At 43.9% G+C, this 15,609-nt stretch carries 15 protein-coding genes; 9 read left to right on the top strand and 6 right to left on the bottom strand.

Annotated elements, in window-relative coordinates; genetic code table 11:
- Positions 1 to 43 precede the first annotated feature (43 nt).
- Positions 44 to 2,227 carry a YncE family protein gene (locus tag BFN00_RS00340; RefSeq protein ID WP_071850120.1) on the bottom strand — a complete coding sequence of 728 codons (2,184 nt, stop codon included), beginning with the start codon at positions 2,225 to 2,227 and terminating at the stop codon, positions 44 to 46.
- Positions 2,228 to 2,402: 175 nt separating this feature from the next.
- On the bottom strand, positions 2,403 to 2,840 hold the full coding sequence (gene aceI / locus BFN00_RS00335; protein ID WP_004645435.1) for a chlorhexidine efflux PACE transporter AceI: 438 nt from the start codon (positions 2,838 to 2,840) through the stop codon (positions 2,403 to 2,405).
- 98 nt (positions 2,841 to 2,938) lie between these two features.
- Here aceI and aceR point away from each other — a divergent pair, with 98 nt between their 5' ends.
- The 4 genes from aceR (at position 2,939) to BFN00_RS00315 (ending at position 6,916) form a co-directional block, all read left to right on the top strand.
- Positions 2,939 to 3,829: an HTH-type transcriptional regulator AceR gene (gene aceR, locus BFN00_RS00330; protein ID WP_034605838.1), complete on the top strand. Its 891-nt coding sequence runs from the start codon at positions 2,939 to 2,941 to the stop codon at positions 3,827 to 3,829.
- Positions 3,830 to 3,918: 89 nt separating this feature from the next.
- Positions 3,919 to 4,896 (top strand): transaldolase, encoded by a 978-nt coding sequence (tal, locus tag BFN00_RS00325; RefSeq protein WP_004645437.1) that lies wholly within the window; start codon positions 3,919 to 3,921, stop codon positions 4,894 to 4,896.
- A 75-nt stretch (positions 4,897 to 4,971) separates the two neighbouring features.
- Complete coding sequence (gene leuE, locus BFN00_RS00320) at positions 4,972 to 5,631, top strand: leucine efflux protein LeuE (protein ID WP_004278829.1); 660 nt, start codon at positions 4,972 to 4,974, stop codon at positions 5,629 to 5,631.
- Between the two features lie 109 nt (positions 5,632 to 5,740).
- A complete protein-coding gene (locus tag BFN00_RS00315; RefSeq protein WP_071850122.1) occupies positions 5,741 to 6,916 on the top strand; it encodes a benzoate/H(+) symporter BenE family transporter in 1,176 nt (391 codons plus the stop codon).
- 39 nt (positions 6,917 to 6,955) lie between these two features.
- Here the strand turns inward: BFN00_RS00315 and BFN00_RS00310 are convergent, their stop codons facing one another.
- Both BFN00_RS00310 and BFN00_RS00305 read right to left on the bottom strand, forming a co-directional pair.
- Entirely contained in the window at positions 6,956 to 7,300 is a 345-nt protein-coding gene (locus BFN00_RS00310; RefSeq protein ID WP_004645439.1) for an SMR family transporter, read from the bottom strand.
- Positions 7,301 to 7,390: 90 nt separating this feature from the next.
- Positions 7,391 to 8,377 carry an alpha/beta hydrolase gene (locus BFN00_RS00305; protein WP_071850119.1) on the bottom strand — a complete coding sequence of 329 codons (987 nt, stop codon included), beginning with the start codon at positions 8,375 to 8,377 and terminating at the stop codon, positions 7,391 to 7,393.
- A 266-nt stretch (positions 8,378 to 8,643) separates the two neighbouring features.
- Between BFN00_RS00305 and BFN00_RS00300 the strand changes: the two genes are divergently transcribed.
- Positions 8,644 to 9,087 carry a universal stress protein gene (locus tag BFN00_RS00300; protein ID WP_004278834.1) on the top strand — a complete coding sequence of 148 codons (444 nt, stop codon included), beginning with the start codon at positions 8,644 to 8,646 and terminating at the stop codon, positions 9,085 to 9,087.
- Between the two features lie 134 nt (positions 9,088 to 9,221).
- Positions 9,222 to 9,668, top strand: a complete 447-nt coding sequence (locus BFN00_RS00295; RefSeq protein WP_004278835.1) for a universal stress protein — start codon at positions 9,222 to 9,224, stop codon at positions 9,666 to 9,668.
- A 33-nt stretch (positions 9,669 to 9,701) separates the two neighbouring features.
- Here BFN00_RS00295 and BFN00_RS00290 read toward each other — a convergent pair whose 3' ends face one another.
- Both BFN00_RS00290 and pepN read right to left on the bottom strand, forming a co-directional pair.
- Positions 9,702 to 9,911 (bottom strand): hypothetical protein, encoded by a 210-nt coding sequence (locus BFN00_RS00290; RefSeq protein ID WP_004278836.1) that lies wholly within the window; start codon positions 9,909 to 9,911, stop codon positions 9,702 to 9,704.
- Positions 9,912 to 10,126: 215 nt separating this feature from the next.
- Positions 10,127 to 12,733 (bottom strand): aminopeptidase N, encoded by a 2,607-nt coding sequence (gene pepN / locus BFN00_RS00285; protein WP_071850118.1) that lies wholly within the window; start codon positions 12,731 to 12,733, stop codon positions 10,127 to 10,129.
- A 361-nt stretch (positions 12,734 to 13,094) separates the two neighbouring features.
- Between pepN and BFN00_RS00280 the strand changes: the two genes are divergently transcribed.
- The 3 genes from BFN00_RS00280 to thiM all read left to right on the top strand — a co-directional run bounded on the left by BFN00_RS00280 (position 13,095) and on the right by thiM (position 15,554).
- Positions 13,095 to 13,352, top strand: coding sequence for a hypothetical protein (locus tag BFN00_RS00280; RefSeq protein ID WP_004278839.1), 258 nt, complete (start codon positions 13,095 to 13,097; stop codon positions 13,350 to 13,352).
- Positions 13,353 to 13,513: 161 nt separating this feature from the next.
- Complete coding sequence (locus tag BFN00_RS00275; protein WP_071850117.1) at positions 13,514 to 14,674, top strand: hypothetical protein; 1,161 nt, start codon at positions 13,514 to 13,516, stop codon at positions 14,672 to 14,674.
- A gap of 31 nt (positions 14,675 to 14,705) precedes the next feature.
- Entirely contained in the window at positions 14,706 to 15,554 is an 849-nt protein-coding gene (gene thiM / locus BFN00_RS00270) for a hydroxyethylthiazole kinase (RefSeq protein ID WP_082180536.1), read from the top strand.
- Positions 15,555 to 15,609: the final 55 nt, after the last annotated feature.

Below are 15,609 nucleotides of genomic sequence, written 5' to 3'. Positions count from 1 at the left end.
TTAACTGACTGGCATTACCTCAAATGAGGGGCTTTTTTATGACTTATTGATTTGGCATCGGGTTATTTTTAAAATACTCATCTACTTTATTCCATGGTGCAGTCGATGCCACGCCTTTCACCATATTCTGGTTCACACCCTGACAAAGTGCGTTGTCCGGCGTCAAATGAAAAGCATTTACATTTGGATCCATATAAGGAATTGAGCCTGGACGGCGCTGGAAATAGAAGTTTAACCAATCGACCATAGCTTCAAAGCCATAATTCGACATGGCCCATGCACTGTTATGTCCGCCCCAATGATGACCAAATTCATGTGCAATAATTCGATAACCAGATAATCTGTAATGGCCATAGAACAACCAGGTATCCACTCCCAAGACTGCTCCACCTCCTAAACCACCACCCATATTAGTAATACCTAGGTTAACTTCATTGCGGTTAAGAATTTCCCGATAGATCCGGACATAATCTTCTGGCTGAAAGAAACCATTCGGCCCTTCTACCTGACCAGCATTGCCAAAAAAATCGTGTCCCATGACCGCTTTATGGTTAAACCATAAGGTTTCAAATTCTGGAGTACTGAGCATATAGGCCAGATTAGTCATCATCATGACCCATTCACGGGCATAGACCGGCGTAATACGACACCATTTGTTCGGTTCATCATAGGTACCGAAATAAATTTTCCATTTGGCTTTAATCTGGTTCAGCTTTTTGACGTGCTCATCAGTCTCAGAGCTAATTTTCAGATCAAAAATATTGCTTGGATTTTGCGTGGTCTGACTCAGACCTGCTAGCTGGATCGAGCCTGTGCCATCGAGCAACGGGAAACGGGATTGATCGGTCAACTTGAGATCAAAGCTGGCATTCGAAAATGGCGTCAACTGATCCAGCTTCGCCAGAATCACCCAGTCTTCTGAGTTTTTAATCTTGGCACGAATCTGCAAATCACGTACAGGGACAGCACTGTAGCTTTTCAAATGCAGGCGATTGCCATTTAGGGTTGCCGATAAAATCTTGTCCATATAGACATAACGCTGGCTGCTATTGGTCAAGGTTTCCCATGATTCACCATCCTGCAAGACACGGCTTCTTTCGCGCGCTTTAGATTCGGTTAAAATCATAGCTTGGTTTAGCTGGGTGGATTTATTCTGTTGCAGGGTCAGCATTGGTAGAATATGAATTTTCTGATTGGCCATATGCAGCAGATTCTGACCATAAATATAAAGATCGCTGGCTTTAGCTATTCGGCTGCTCTGGTTTTGCCCTTTTAAAATATAGTCTCGGAAGGTATCCTCACTTTTATTGGGTAAGATAGAGTCTAGATTAAAGGATTTTTCCCGGTAACTTTCTACAGTGCCATCATTCCGTGAAACATAAACTAAGCCATCGTTATGGCGATGCATGACTGCCGACAAATTGGTTTCTGTTAAAATAGGCGTAATATTATTTCCATTTTCCTGAATCTGATTGATATCATGGACATAAGTCATACCATCGGGCAGACTGGTGTACAGATAGTCGCCCATAACCTCCATACGTGCATTACAGTTGCGTGCACAGCCCGGCAAGCTGAGCCGTGCAAATTTGCGGGCCTTTAAATGGTTTTGCGCAGTCACATCACTTTGACGCCAGACATTGATCCGGCCTTCAATATCAGGTACATACACATAACGGTCGTCAGCAGTCACTGCATTGCTATGTACCAGCGAATAATTAAGCGCATCGCCCCACCACACACCTGTACCGAGTGCCATAATGAAGCTCGGCTGTTCACTACTAATATCTAGAATATCAATTCGGTTCGAGCCATAATTGGCCACATACAAACGCCCGGCTTGAATTTCCAGATCATTCAGACTGTCCCATTTTTTGGCCAGACCCGAAATTTTCATAGGATCAATCGCACTGAGTGCACGTTTTTGTTTTAAGTCATAACGTAAAATATTCGATTCGGCCTGACTATTGGCAATATAAAGGACATCGCCATTTACCACCATGACGGTGGGATTCCAGCTGGCCAGACCGAAATTCCCTGCTGTTAATTCTGAACCCACATCCAGAACCTTAAATTCCGCAATTTTGCTCAGTTGCTCACCCGAACCGGGGGGTGTCACTGGATCCGGCAGCGTCTGCTGTGGCGTACTGCTCTCACCTCCTCCACCCCCACAACCCCACATCAGCAACACGATGGACACTGACAAGATCGCTCGTCTAAATAGCATTGAATTCCCCAATAAATTTAAAAATTAAAATAAAAAATCAAAGTCTTATAGCTTAATTTTCAGTTGGGTTCGAGCATAAAAAATGAGGACTTGATCAAGTCCTCATCGCTGAATATTTCACCTTTCGCATTCTGAAAAGGGAGTCTGAACTGTGTGGTATTTTTTATGGCGTATTTTATGATGAGATTTTCCGATAATCCGGCTGTAGCCCCAGTCTGGCTTCTAGATGATCATAAATCCACTGAAAAATAAAGGTATATACGAGAATACAAAGGGTTAGAGCTAAGTCCAGCAAAAAGGCCTGAGCCAGACTCATGTGTAAGGCATAAGCCACCATCGGAATGGTCGCCAGCATCAAACCGCCTTCAAAGCCAATTGCATGAGCAATTCGCACTTTAATGGTTCTTTTTAAACGATGTTTCGCTTCAAATTTTTCAAAATAATGATTAAACAGCATATTCCAGAGTACTGAAGTCAGAGCCATGGCAATCCCGAGTGCACCGGTGACCTCAAGCGGCATATGCATCAATGTACTTAGCAGGACAGCGATCACGACCAGCAGAATGCCTTCATATAAGGCAGCATGAATCAATCTTCTTTTAGAAATTAACATATCAAATCAGCTCAATTCATTACATGATGCAAGAATTTTATTTCTTTAAATCTGACTATTCGAGTTAGAATCTATCAATAAAAATGAAAGATAAAATTATGAATGTTAATCAAGAACAGCTACTGATGTTTAAAACTGTGATGGAAACCGGTTCTTTCTCTGCGGCTGCCCGTCAACTAGGTAAAGTACCTTCCGCAGTCAGTATGGCCATTGCCAATCTGGAAATTGACCTGAATCTAGAACTGTTTCAGCGTATAGGTCGTGAACCGAAACCGACCGCACAGGCGCAGGTATTGTATGAAAAAACCCAGCAACTTCTGGTCGAAATGAATCAGTGGAAACAGCATGCTCAAGCCCTAAGTTCAGGCCTGGAATCTGAACTGAATATTGTGGTGGTTTCAGAATTGCTGCATACGCGCTGGACCGATTATATCGTGTTACTGGAACAGGAATTTCCTGCACTGCAAGTCAATGTATTCAGTGCACCTCAGGAAGATGCACATCGTATGCTGTTTGAAGGTTCAGCGCAGCTGGCCTTGATGTTTGAACGCGAACAACTGGAAACACGGGAACAGTTTGTGGAATTGAAACGTGAGGTACTGGTGGCTATAGTCGCCAAACAGCATCCCCTAAGTCAGTTCGATCAAGTCAGTTATGAACAGATTTTGCAAAACAGGCAGATTGTGGTGGCCAGTCGGGATCGCACCATCAAGCCGGAACTACTCTTTTCACGAAATTACTGGCGCACCGACAACCACCACTCGGCTTGCAGCATGATTCAGCAAGGACTGGGCTGGGGGGTTCTGCCACTCGAAATGCTGAATGAGCAGCCACATTTGCAAGATCAGTTACAGGTTCTCAACCTGCTCGATTTCACCCCAAAGTTTGAATATTTTGTTGATCTGGTCTGGAGCAGAGAAACCCGATTAGGCACAGCTGCTCATTTTTTGATTAATCACTTGCGCAAACAACGTAAAACCGGGCATTAATCACAGAAATTCAACGACAGTCTACTTGGTAAACCGGCCATTTATGATATATAAGAAAGCATAAGCAATAACCATAGAACTAGATCGTAATGACATTAACTGCATTAAACCAATTAAAAAACTTGACGACCATTGTGGCAGACAGCAGTGATTTGAGTGCCATTGAAAAATTTCGTCCGCTTGATGCAACCACCAATCCATCGCTGATTACTGCAGCAGCAAAACAACCTGAAAATCAGGCCTTGATTGAAGCTGCTTTTCAGCAAGCCCAGCAAGAAGGCTATGCAGATGACGCTCTGATTGAACGGACTATTGATATTTTAACGGTCAAATTTGGTGTAGAAATCTTAAAACTGATTGAAGGTCGTGTTTCAACGGAAGTCGATGCTTCGCTGTCCTTTAATACTGAAGCTACCATTGCCAAAGCCAAAGAGTTACTGGCACTTTATGCGCAATATGGAATTGACTCAGACCGCATTCTGATCAAGATCGCGTCTACCTGGGAAGGCATTCAGGCAGCGAAAGCACTGGAAGAACAAGGCATTCATACCAATCTGACTTTATTGTTTGGTCAGCATCAGGCCCATGCCTGTGCTGATGCCAAAGTAACATTAATCTCGCCTTTTGTCGGCCGTATTCTGGACTGGTACAAAAAAGCTGAAGGCGTTGAGTCTTACCCGATTGAAAAAGATCCGGGTGTACTTTCGGTTAAGCGTATTTATGAATTTTATAAAGCGCATGGTATTCAGACTGAAATCATGGGTGCCAGCTTCCGCAGTATTGATCAGGTTCTAGGCTTGAGCGGCTGTGACCTGCTCACGGTAGCACCAAACCTGCTGGCCGAACTGGAAAATGATCAGCGTGAAGTGCAGGCCCAACTCTCAGCCAAAGATATTAAAGTTCAAGGTGAACTCAGCCCAATCAGCCCTGCCGATTTTGAAGCACAACTGAAACAGGATCCGATGGCCAGTGAATTATTGCAAGGCGGCATTGACGGTTTCATTAAAGCCCGTGAGCAACTGGCTGCTTTATTACGTGAAACTTTCCTGAGTACCACTGAGATTTAAAGAAAATTTAGCAAATTTCTCCAAGCCGATGTTGCTATAATGCCGCATCGGCTTTTTTGTTCATGCGAGTTTTTCGTGTTTGGTATCACAGATCTAACGACCTTTATCATTGGAACCACGTTGATTGTGCTACTGCCCGGGCCGAATTCCCTGTATGTCATGTCGATTGCTTCGCGCTTTGGGATTAAGACGGGATATATGGGTGCCTTGGGGGTTTATACGGGCGATCTGATCCTGATTATATGTACAGCATTGGGAGCAGCTTCTTTACTGCATGCCTTTCCGGTACTGTTTATTGCACTGAAAGTTATTGGAGCGATCTATCTCAGTTACTTGGGTATCAAGCTAATCATTGCGGCCTACCAGACTTTCTTTCCGGAAAAGTCATCACAACGCGTCCAGATTAAAAAGACGACTCCAGATACGGTAGAATCTGTTCAGCCCTTTCGTACAGCGCTCACAATCAGTATTTTAAATCCCAAAGCGATTCTGTTTTATCTGTCTTTTTTTGTGCAGTTTGTCGATCCTGCCTATCCTTATCCAGCCCTGACATTCACGCTTCTGGCTGTAATCTTGCAATTGATCAGTATGACCTATCTGTCGATCCTGATTTTTTCTGGTGTAAAACTGGCCTCATATTTCAATCAGAACTATAAAGTGACTGCCAGCTGTGTCGCGGCGGTTGGGATCCTGTTTTGCGGTTTTGGCCTTAAACTGGCGACTTCAACTTTCTAGCAATGACCGGCTTCAAGCCAGCAGACCTCTGGATAAAATTGTTAAAAACATTGTGTTGATACGTGAAAAGCGTATGATTTAAACGCATTTAAAAATAGTGTCATGGATGATGCCAAAACTTTTACAAGATCTCTCCTTTCCCGCCATCATGGCCGGTTTTATTACCTGCATGATTGGTATCAGTGTTTCTGCCGTACTGGTTATTGAAGCTGCGCAAAGCCTGGGTGCCAATCAGGCACAGATCAGTTCCTGGTTGTGGGCACTGGGTATCGGCATTGGAGTTTCCGGGTTTCTGCTTTCCTGGAAATATCGCTATCCGATTTCAACCGCCTGGTCGACTGCCGGTCTGGCGCTGGTCATTGCTTCTGCCGGTCACTATAGTCTGGGGGAAGCAATTGGCGCTTTTCTGATTTCTGGCATTCTGATCGCTTGTCTAGGATTTTTTGGAATTTTCGAGCGAATTTTCCAGTTTATTCCACAAAGTTTGACCAGTGCCATGCTGGCAGGTGTCTTGCTGAAATTTGGTATCTCTGTGTTTGGTAGTTTGCAACAGTCATGGGAATTTGTGCTTTGTGTACTGGCGATTTATCTGGTTTCCAAAAAACTGAGTACGCGGTATAGCATCGTGATTACCGTGTTAATGGCTATTGCCCTTTGTCCGTTCTTTATTAATTTTACTATTCCACAGCTGAACTGGAGTATTGCCCAGCCGGTATGGATTACACCTGAATTTAGTTTGCAGGCTGTTTTAGGATTAGCCTTACCGTTAATGGTGATTAATCTGGCATCGCAATACCTGCCTGGCTTGGCCGTCATCAAAAGTTATGGTTATCCCCCGAAAGTAAATTCTATTCTAGGCTGGACGGGTATTACACAGACGATGTTGGCACCATTTGGCTGTTTTAGTGTCAATCTTGCCGCAATCAGTGCGGCGGTCAGCCTGGATGTCCAAGCGCATCCTGATCCGGCCAAACGTTATATTGCCGGTATGAGCTGCGGCCTGTTTTATATCCTGATGGGTTTTTTTGCTGCGACCTTGACCAGTGTACTAATGGCTTTTCCGGGGATTCTGATTACAGTATTGGCAGGCATTGCCCTGTTTGGCACCATTGGCCACAATATCGCGCTGGCTTTTCAGGACAGTCATGACCGTGAAGCAGCACTGATGACATTCCTGTTTAGCGCCTCTAATATCCAGTTTTTTGGTATTGGCTCCGCTTTTTGGGGACTGCTACTTGGTCTGATAGTTTATTTAATGTTTAAGCTTAAACCGCAAGTGGCATAAGCTTATTGTAGAAATGAGGCAGCTACCTTGTCTGCCTTTTTAATGCCCTGCAGTCTGGGAAAACAGGTTAATCACCACCACACCGGAAATGATCAGTGCAATCCCGATAAAAGCGGGCAAATCCAGCGCCTGCTTAAAGATTACATAGCCTACGATTGCCGTAAGAACAATGCCTACTCCCGCCCAGATCGCATAGGCAATGCCTAAAGGAATGACTTTAATCACCTGAGACAATAAATAAAATGCTATACAGAATAAAATGACTACTGCCAGAGATGGCCATAATCGGGTAAAGCCTTCTGACTTCACCAGAAATGTTGATCCAGTCACTTCGGCAATAATAGCCAACGCCAACAACAAATATGCCCATGAGACAGGATTCATTTTTTAAACTCCAAACAATTTTTCAATGATTGCTGTCGGGACGATCTGACATGATCAATCTTGAGAGATTCATTTTGCACCGTTTTCTCTTCAAGGGGAAAGCTGATGTAAAAAATCCAGGGTTTTGACAAAGGTTTGCTGACTTTCCTTTTTTCCCATAAAAAACTGATATTCATGAATGAGCCAGGCCTTAGACTCTGGATAAAATATTTCAGTCACAGGAACCTGCTGTTCCTTCAAAGCTTTTACAAATGGTAGCGACTGAGTATCGGTCAGAAAATCCTTGTTCCCGCCACTGATGAACACTGGCGGATAAGACGGCGTAATATACTGAATCGGAGAAATCTGCTTTAAAAACTCGGCATCATATTTACGATCGCCGGTATAAGCCTGAATCAGGTTAAAGACACCCCATTCAATAATTTTCATTTCTTCAGGTGCTGTGCTGGCAAATGCTTCCAAGTCATAAATTCCACAATGCAAGATTAAACCTTTAAGCTGTGTAGGTTGCAGATGAGGCTGAATACCGGATTGGTTGGCAAATACAGGGTTGGTCAAAAGAGCGGCGTAATGGCTGGCCATATTCGCCCCGGCAGAATCTCCGGCCAGATATAAGTTCTGGGCATCAATATGGTAGTTTTCCGCATAGTTATCGAGAAATGCAAGTGCCTGATTGATCTGATGTAACTGGCTTGGATAGGCCGCTTGTGGCGCAAACTGATATTGCACAGATACTACATTATAGCCCTGTGCCGCCAGCAGCTTGAAATAACCCCGTGCATGTTCTTTAGAACCTGAAATCCAGCCGCCGCCATGAATCCAGACAATAGTCGGTCGCGGGCCAATACTGGCAATATTCTGCGGCTGATACAGATCCAGAGATAATTTCTGCTGCGGCGCATAGGTAATATTTTGCTGTACGATAACCCCACCAGGCGCATAACGATCCATCACTTTTTGCTGCAAGCCTGTGGTCAGGTTAAAAGCACCGGCAATAACTTTACTGTTCTGTGCGGTCTGACAGCCAGATAGAATAACTGAACTTATGAGCAAAAGATGAATGGCAAAAAACCTCAAGACAGTCCCCTATACATGATCTAAAAACAGGCTATGGCAGTTTAAACCATCCTGCTGCAAACGAGGACTATTCATCCTCTTATTTTTGATCATTAAAACTGCAATTCCGAGTTTTTTACTCTGTTTTTTTCATTACTTTTACATGAAAAATATTTGTAATTTAATGAGTTTTTTCAATTTTACCGCTTTTTTGCAATTGCACCCGCCACAGCACTGTGCTATCAATAAACCAAGCCTAAAAATCAGACAACCTGCGGAGAAAAGCCATGGCTTATCAACATATTTTAGTCCCAGTGGACGGTTCAGAAATTTCCTTTTCTGCAGTACGACATGCTGCCAAAATTGCCAAGGCATTCGGTAGTCAGCTTTCCCTGATCAGCCTGATCGCAGAAGATCCTTTTACCGAGGCGGATTTCTACTACAGCTCCTCCATCATGAAGGAATATTTTATCGAGGCACATGCCAATGCCAAAAAGGCCCTGAAAGAAGCCACTGCCATCGCAGCCGGTGAAGGTATTGAAGCGCAATCCCGTATCGTCACAGGTTTAGTCAATGCAGAGCATATTGCTGAAACCGCGGGTGAAGTAAAAGCAGACCTGATTGTTATGGGTTCTCATGGCCGTAAAGGTTTCCAGAAAATGATTCTGGGCAGCTTTGCACAAGATGTATTGGGTGCAAGTGAAATTCCCGTACTGATCGTGAAAAAATAATCCTGACGCTGCGCATCTTCAAGATGCGCAGTATTTGCTACTTTACATTTGAAAATCCAACAAAACATGCTGTGGAGATTTACTCGCTCAAACCACACTCCCCTTTATTGCAAGAATAAATATGAGGAAGCACCATGAATAACTATGATCATCTTCTCGTAGCACTCGATGAGTCCTCGATTTCCTATGCTGCCGCAGATCATGCCCTGGAACTGGCCAAAGTATTTCATAGCCATGTCACTTTACTCAGTGTGATTGCGGTGGATCCCTTTAAGGGCGTAGATTTTTACAAAGTTGCTCCAGCAGTCACAGACTACTTTATGCATGCAGAACAAAATGCACTGGATCGTTTAAATGAACTGAAACTGAACTTTGTTCGTGATGGCATCCAGGTGACGACAAAAATCCTGCATGGCATGGCGCCGTCAGAAGGCATTATGCAGGCTGCAAATGAATCCCCGACCGATATGATCATTATGGGTTCACATGGTCGTAAGGGTCTGCAAAAACTCATGCTGGGCAGTGTCGCTCAGAATGTTCTGGCACTTTCCTCTATTCCAGTCCTCATCGTCAGACAATAAGATGCTTGATCAAAGCCTGTATGATGCAGGCTTTTAGCGAAGTTTTTGATTTAACTCACTTAAGAATATTTCAGCATCAAGCTGGCTTTGAAATACTTTTTTGTATTCTCCGACCTGCTGAATGGAATGCGGCGTATATTGAATGGAGATTTCAAGTAAGCCATTTTCAGGATTCTTGCTGACATGTACGGCAATAATATGCTGGCTATTTAAATAAAAACCATCTTCAATTTTCACTAACATATCTTGGACAACCTCTAGTAAGCGAATCTGTAGATCCCTTTACCTAGCTTACAGCTTAATAAACGAATACTCTTTTCCATATAATCATACTGTAACACCCTTTGATACTTAACTCGGCCTTTAGGGAAATTCAACTGTATTTAAAGACAGCGTTTGAAATAAACAGGAAATAAAAAACCGGATCAGGTCGATCCGGTTTTTTATGAATATTGATGTTATACGCTGAGCATACTATTGAGTGTCTCAGACACGTTTTTAGATTTAACCAGTGGCTTTAAGGTTTCAAGCTGTGCTTTCACTTCACTGCGTTGCGGTTCTGCCAAGGTATACCAGCGTGACAATACCTGTAGCAAACGTGAGCCTACAATCGGATTTTTCTCGTCCAGATATTTTGCCAGTCCAATAAAATGCTGCACGCCAAAGCTCCAGGTATTGACCGGATTAGCATTCAGCCCCCCGCTCACTGCACGGATACGGTTAGGCACAGCCAGATCATAATCCGGATGCTGGGTCAGATACGCAATCGTTGCATCCGTTGCTTTTGGATGTGCTGCCTGAACCATAAACCATTGGTCTAAAGACAAGGCTTCATCTTCAAAGCGGCTATAGAAATCTGCCAAAGCTTCTTCTGCTTGTGGTGCATCATTCCAGACCAAGACTTTCAGCGCACTCAAACGTTCAGACATATTGCCTGTGTGATATTGCTCATGGGCTAAATCAAAGGCAAATGCATCTCCCTGACGAGCAATCATCGTCAGCATGATGTTTCTTAAGGCGCGCACGCCCATTGCTTGCGAGAATTCAGATTGCAGATCAGGATCCAGACTCAGATAAGTTTCTTTAGCTGTTTCTCCAAAGGCACGGGCCAGAGTATGTAGCAAAGCCTCACGCTTTTCCTGAATCATGGCTGGATTATAATCCTGATCAATACGGCTGCCCAAGTAACCTTCAGATGGTACATCAAACAGACGTGATGCCAACAGCGGATCTTTCTCAATCACATCCGGCAAGGTATTGAGCATAGCCTCGATATAAATTTCTGCAGGCTGGTCATCCAGCAAGATACGCTCGAGTAAGGTCTGAGTTGCTTGCCACTGGTTAAAACCATTGGTCTCGTATTGCAACAGGAAAGCCAGTTCTTTTTCTGAATAGTCAAAGTCCAGATTCACCGGTGCAGAGAAATTACGCAGCAAGGACACCACCGGTTTTGCTGTCACACCGCTAAATTCGATCGTGGCTTCATCCTGATCAAACAGATACACGCCATCTTTGACGCCATTTTCAAAGAGTGCCTCAGAGTTCAGCGTTAGCTGCTCACCGCTTTCAGCATCAAACAATGCCAAAGCCACTGGAATTGGAACTGCTTTCAGATTCGGGTATTTGGCATGCGGTTTCAGGCTTTGCTTAAAGCTGAGGCGATAGATTTGGGTCTCTACATCATATTCAGCTTTTGCTTGAAGTTTAGGCGTACCCGGCTGGTTATACCAGGTCAGGAAATTTGAAAGATCCACACCTGAACCTGCTGTTAGTGCAGCCACCCAATCCTCAACCGTTACCGCCTGACCATCATGACGGCGGAAATATTCATCTGTACCTTGGCGGAATTTTTCCTTGCCAAGCAAGGTCGCCATCATGCGGTTAATTTCCGCACCTTTTTCATAAACAGTGGCAGTATAGAAGTTGTTAATTTCTACAAAATGATCCGGACGCGGTGGATGCGACAGCGGCCCTGAATCTTCCGGGAACTGATGTGCTTTCAGAACTGCTACATCATCAATACGTTGTACCGCAGCCGACTGTAAATCTTCCGAGAAAGACTGGTCACGGAATACAGTCAAGCCTTCTTTCAAACATAACTGGAACCAGTCACGACAGGTAATCCGGTTACCAGTCCAGTTATGGAAATATTCATGTGCAATGACTGACTGTACTCGCATGATGGCGGCATCAGTGGTGTACTCTTCATCGGCTAGCACGCATGAAGTATTGAAGATATTCAGACCTTTATTTTCCATGGCACCCATGTTGAATGCACTGGTCGCCACGATCATGTAGTTATCCAGATCATAAGGCAGACCATAATGCTCCTCATCCCAGCGCATGGAATGTTTGAGCGCTTCCATGGCGATTTTGCATTTTGGAATATCTTTTTCTTCTGCATAGATTTCCAGAGCTACATTGCGGCCTTCCGATGTGACATAAGAATCTTTCATCACTGCCAAATCACCAATGACACAGGCGAACAAATAGCTCGGTTTCTTGGTCGGATCCTGCCACATGGCATAGTGACGATTGGCATCGACTTCACCTGTTTCCAGCAGGTTACCATTTGCAAGCAAAACCGGATATTTCTTATCTGCTTCGACACGCGTCGTAAAGACCGACAACACATCAGGACGATCTGGATAAAAAGTAATTTTACGGAACCCTTCTGGTTCATTTTGGGTCACAAACAGATCTGAACTGGCCTGATATAAACCTTCCAGCATCGTATTACTTTCAGGGTGGATTTTAACCACAATTTCAAGCAACACTTGATCAGGTGCATTGGCAATGACCAGCTGTTCAGCATCCAAGTGGTAGTCACTGGCATTCAGGGTTTGACCATTTAACTTAATCGATTGCAGCTCTAGATCGCGGCCAAGCAGAACTAGATCTCCAGTAGTCTGACGCTGCATTTCCAGCTTGCTGCTGACCAGACTGTGGTCACTGTAGACTTGAATATTCAGGTCGATGGAATCAACAACAAAGGAAGGTTTTTGATAGTCTTTTAAATAAATGGTTTGATCCGCTTCGATCACCGGGTTTGCCGCAATATTCATGTCCTGTCCTAATCTTTTATCGTGTTCGACATTGTTCATGTCAAAATCATACGCCAAGTTTTAAACGCTGTCTTTGCATTTGTATTGTTAGATCTAATATGGGCATTTCATGCACCACTTTCAATGCATTCTGCCTAATTGAGCAGCACTCGACTCTACATAAGAAATATCTGTGCCATAAAAATAGTCAGGATCATAATTTCTTACATTTTCATAAATCACTGATTTAAAAATATATAATTTTATTTGCTGAGTACCGAATAAATTCTGATTAATAAATGAGCACACTTCTTGCTACAGTTAAACTGTGTTTTTCCACACTTCCAATGAAAGAATAATGATAACGATGATGAGGTGAGCCATGTATTTAAAACAGCATGTTGTACGGATCGAAAATATCAAAACTTTGCAGACCCTGGATCAGGCCAATATTGACCATAAAGTGATTGCCCTGTTGATGAGCTGTGAAGGCATTCCGCTTCAGGCCCATGAAGTGACTGCCATTCTCAACACCTACGATGCACTCGGTGCCAAAAAAGTGCCCTCTAAAAAGGTTCAGGCCTTAATTCATGCCAAACACCGCGGCGAGGAGGACGACACATTACCCTGCCCGGTTTAAAAAGCGTTATTTCATGTTTTTAAAATCAGAGCTACTTCGGTAGCTCTTCTCCTGTTTGTGTGGCTGTTTTTGATTTAGAAAAATTGCGCTCCTCCCCTACGTTTGCATCTCATCAGCCGTGTATAATCAAATGCCCGTCCATTCTAGAGTTGCCCGCGACCATGGTATTCAGTGTTCTGCAAAAACAGCTTGATGAAAGTACCCACTGCCCGCTGTGTAAGGCATCGATGTATTGGATTGAGGCAGAGCAATATGATCAGGAACTGAGCTATCATGAATGCAGTCATTGCCAGCATCAGCTTTATTCCGATCAAAAGCACAATTGTTATTGTGAACACTGTCTGGCGCAGCGTAAACGAATGCTCAAGGAAGTCCGTTTACAGGAAAACCGTCAATATCATAAAAAACAGGATCGGCCGGTTCTTGAGCTGAATCAGCTCAGTTTTATCAATAAACTGTTTTTACTTGCGATTCTGGATGAACAGGTGCAGGAATATAGTCAGCACCGTGAATATATTGACTGGCATCAAATTCGATATTATTCCATCAGTCCCAATTATCTGTTCCAACATGGTCTGGTAAAAATCCTAATCAGGGATCAGGTTCTGATTCCCAAAGATCTCCAGCAGGAAAATCAGCATTATTATATAAATGTGCGACTGGATGGCTATTCTGAACCGACCCTGTTCAGCATTACCCAGCAGCTGCGCAATTGGTTTTATCAAAACCTGAGCCAAGGTGTGCCCTTTAAAAGTGCAGATGAAGTCAAAGATGCACTCTATTGCCTGCTGTATGAAGAAATTATTCAGTTTGCCCAATTCTATTGCCGTAGCTGGAATGTGCAGATCGCCGGAAATCAGAGCTTTCAGACTTTTTGCTATCGTCTTTTGGATGTATTGGCTGTGGGACAGATTTATTATCTGGTACAAACAGGACTGGAATATCTGTACAAACAAAAAGCCCTCAAGCCTCGCAATGAAAACTTTATTAATACCAATCTGCTGAAAAAAACCTTGCAGCAGTACCGCGAACGTTCAGTTACAGAAAAATGGGAAACCTCTACCCTGCCGCGTCCACCGCAACTGGCATTCAGCAAGATGAGCGAAATCCTGTTTTATCGGTTTTTGGGCTATGATGAAAATATCTTCTTTCAGCCAGTATGGCGTTCGTGGCACAAGATCGAACCCCGCCTGAAATTTTATTCCCAGAAACGTTGTATGCACTGCGGCTCACAGGAACTGTCGGTGGATTATGATGCCAGTGACTATGTCAGCCTGTTCTGTCGTAGCTGCAAGCATCAAGACCATTATTTTACCCGCTGACCGAATACAACGAATCTTTCTCCTATTCTAAATGACCACGATGACTACTTCGATGCAAGCATTACAGCAAACACTTCTGGACCAGATCTGTGAAGCCTGGTTGAAACTTCAGCAACAGCAACCCCTGGTGCATATCATGACCAATACGGTGGCCAGCAACTATGTCGCCAATATTGTACTGGCTGCACATGCTTCTCCGGCCATGATCGACAATCCTTTTGAAGCTGAAAGTTTTGCCAAGATTGCAGCAGCAATCAGTCTGAATCTGGGTACACCAACTACCGAGCAGGTTCAGGCGATGCAGATTGCTGCGAAAACTGCACATCAATTGCAAAAACCGTGGGTGCTTGATCCGGTCGGTTATGGAACAGTTCTGCGCTGGCGTTCTGGCGTCGTAGATCAGTTGATGCATTCCCAGCCTACGATTTTACGAGGCAATGCTTCTGAAATTGGTGCTTTGGCTGGCAAGCAGATCGAGTCCAAGGGTGTAGACAGCACAGTAGACAGTGCGGATGTTTATTTACAGGCGCGAAGTTTGCTGGATCATTGTGAATGTATCGCAATCTCCGGTGAATCTGATTACATTATTTCGAAAGACTATCCTGTGATACAGGTGTCAGGCGGTTCTGCTTTACAGCCCCGAATCACGGCGATGGGATGTGCACTCGGTGCACTGATCGCTGCCTATAGTGCAGTAACGTCTCCAGCCCTTGCTGCATTAACGGCACATGTACATTTTGCAATTGCCGGTCAATTGGCATTTGAACGCGCACAACAGTTAGGCAGTTTTAATGTCGCCTTTCTGGATGAAATCCACCAACTCAATACTGAAACAATCCGAAAATACGCCAACTTTAAAATTCTGCCAGAATCCATTTAGTTTACTGGTCGCTTCACAGGGTGTTTATTCTCTTGAATAGATAAACGCCCCTATT

The organism is Acinetobacter sp. AR2-3 (genome assembly GCF_001878775.1).
Classification (GTDB): domain Bacteria; phylum Pseudomonadota; class Gammaproteobacteria; order Pseudomonadales; family Moraxellaceae; genus Acinetobacter; species Acinetobacter lwoffii_D.
This window is presented reverse-complemented; position numbering and strand designations above follow the sequence as displayed.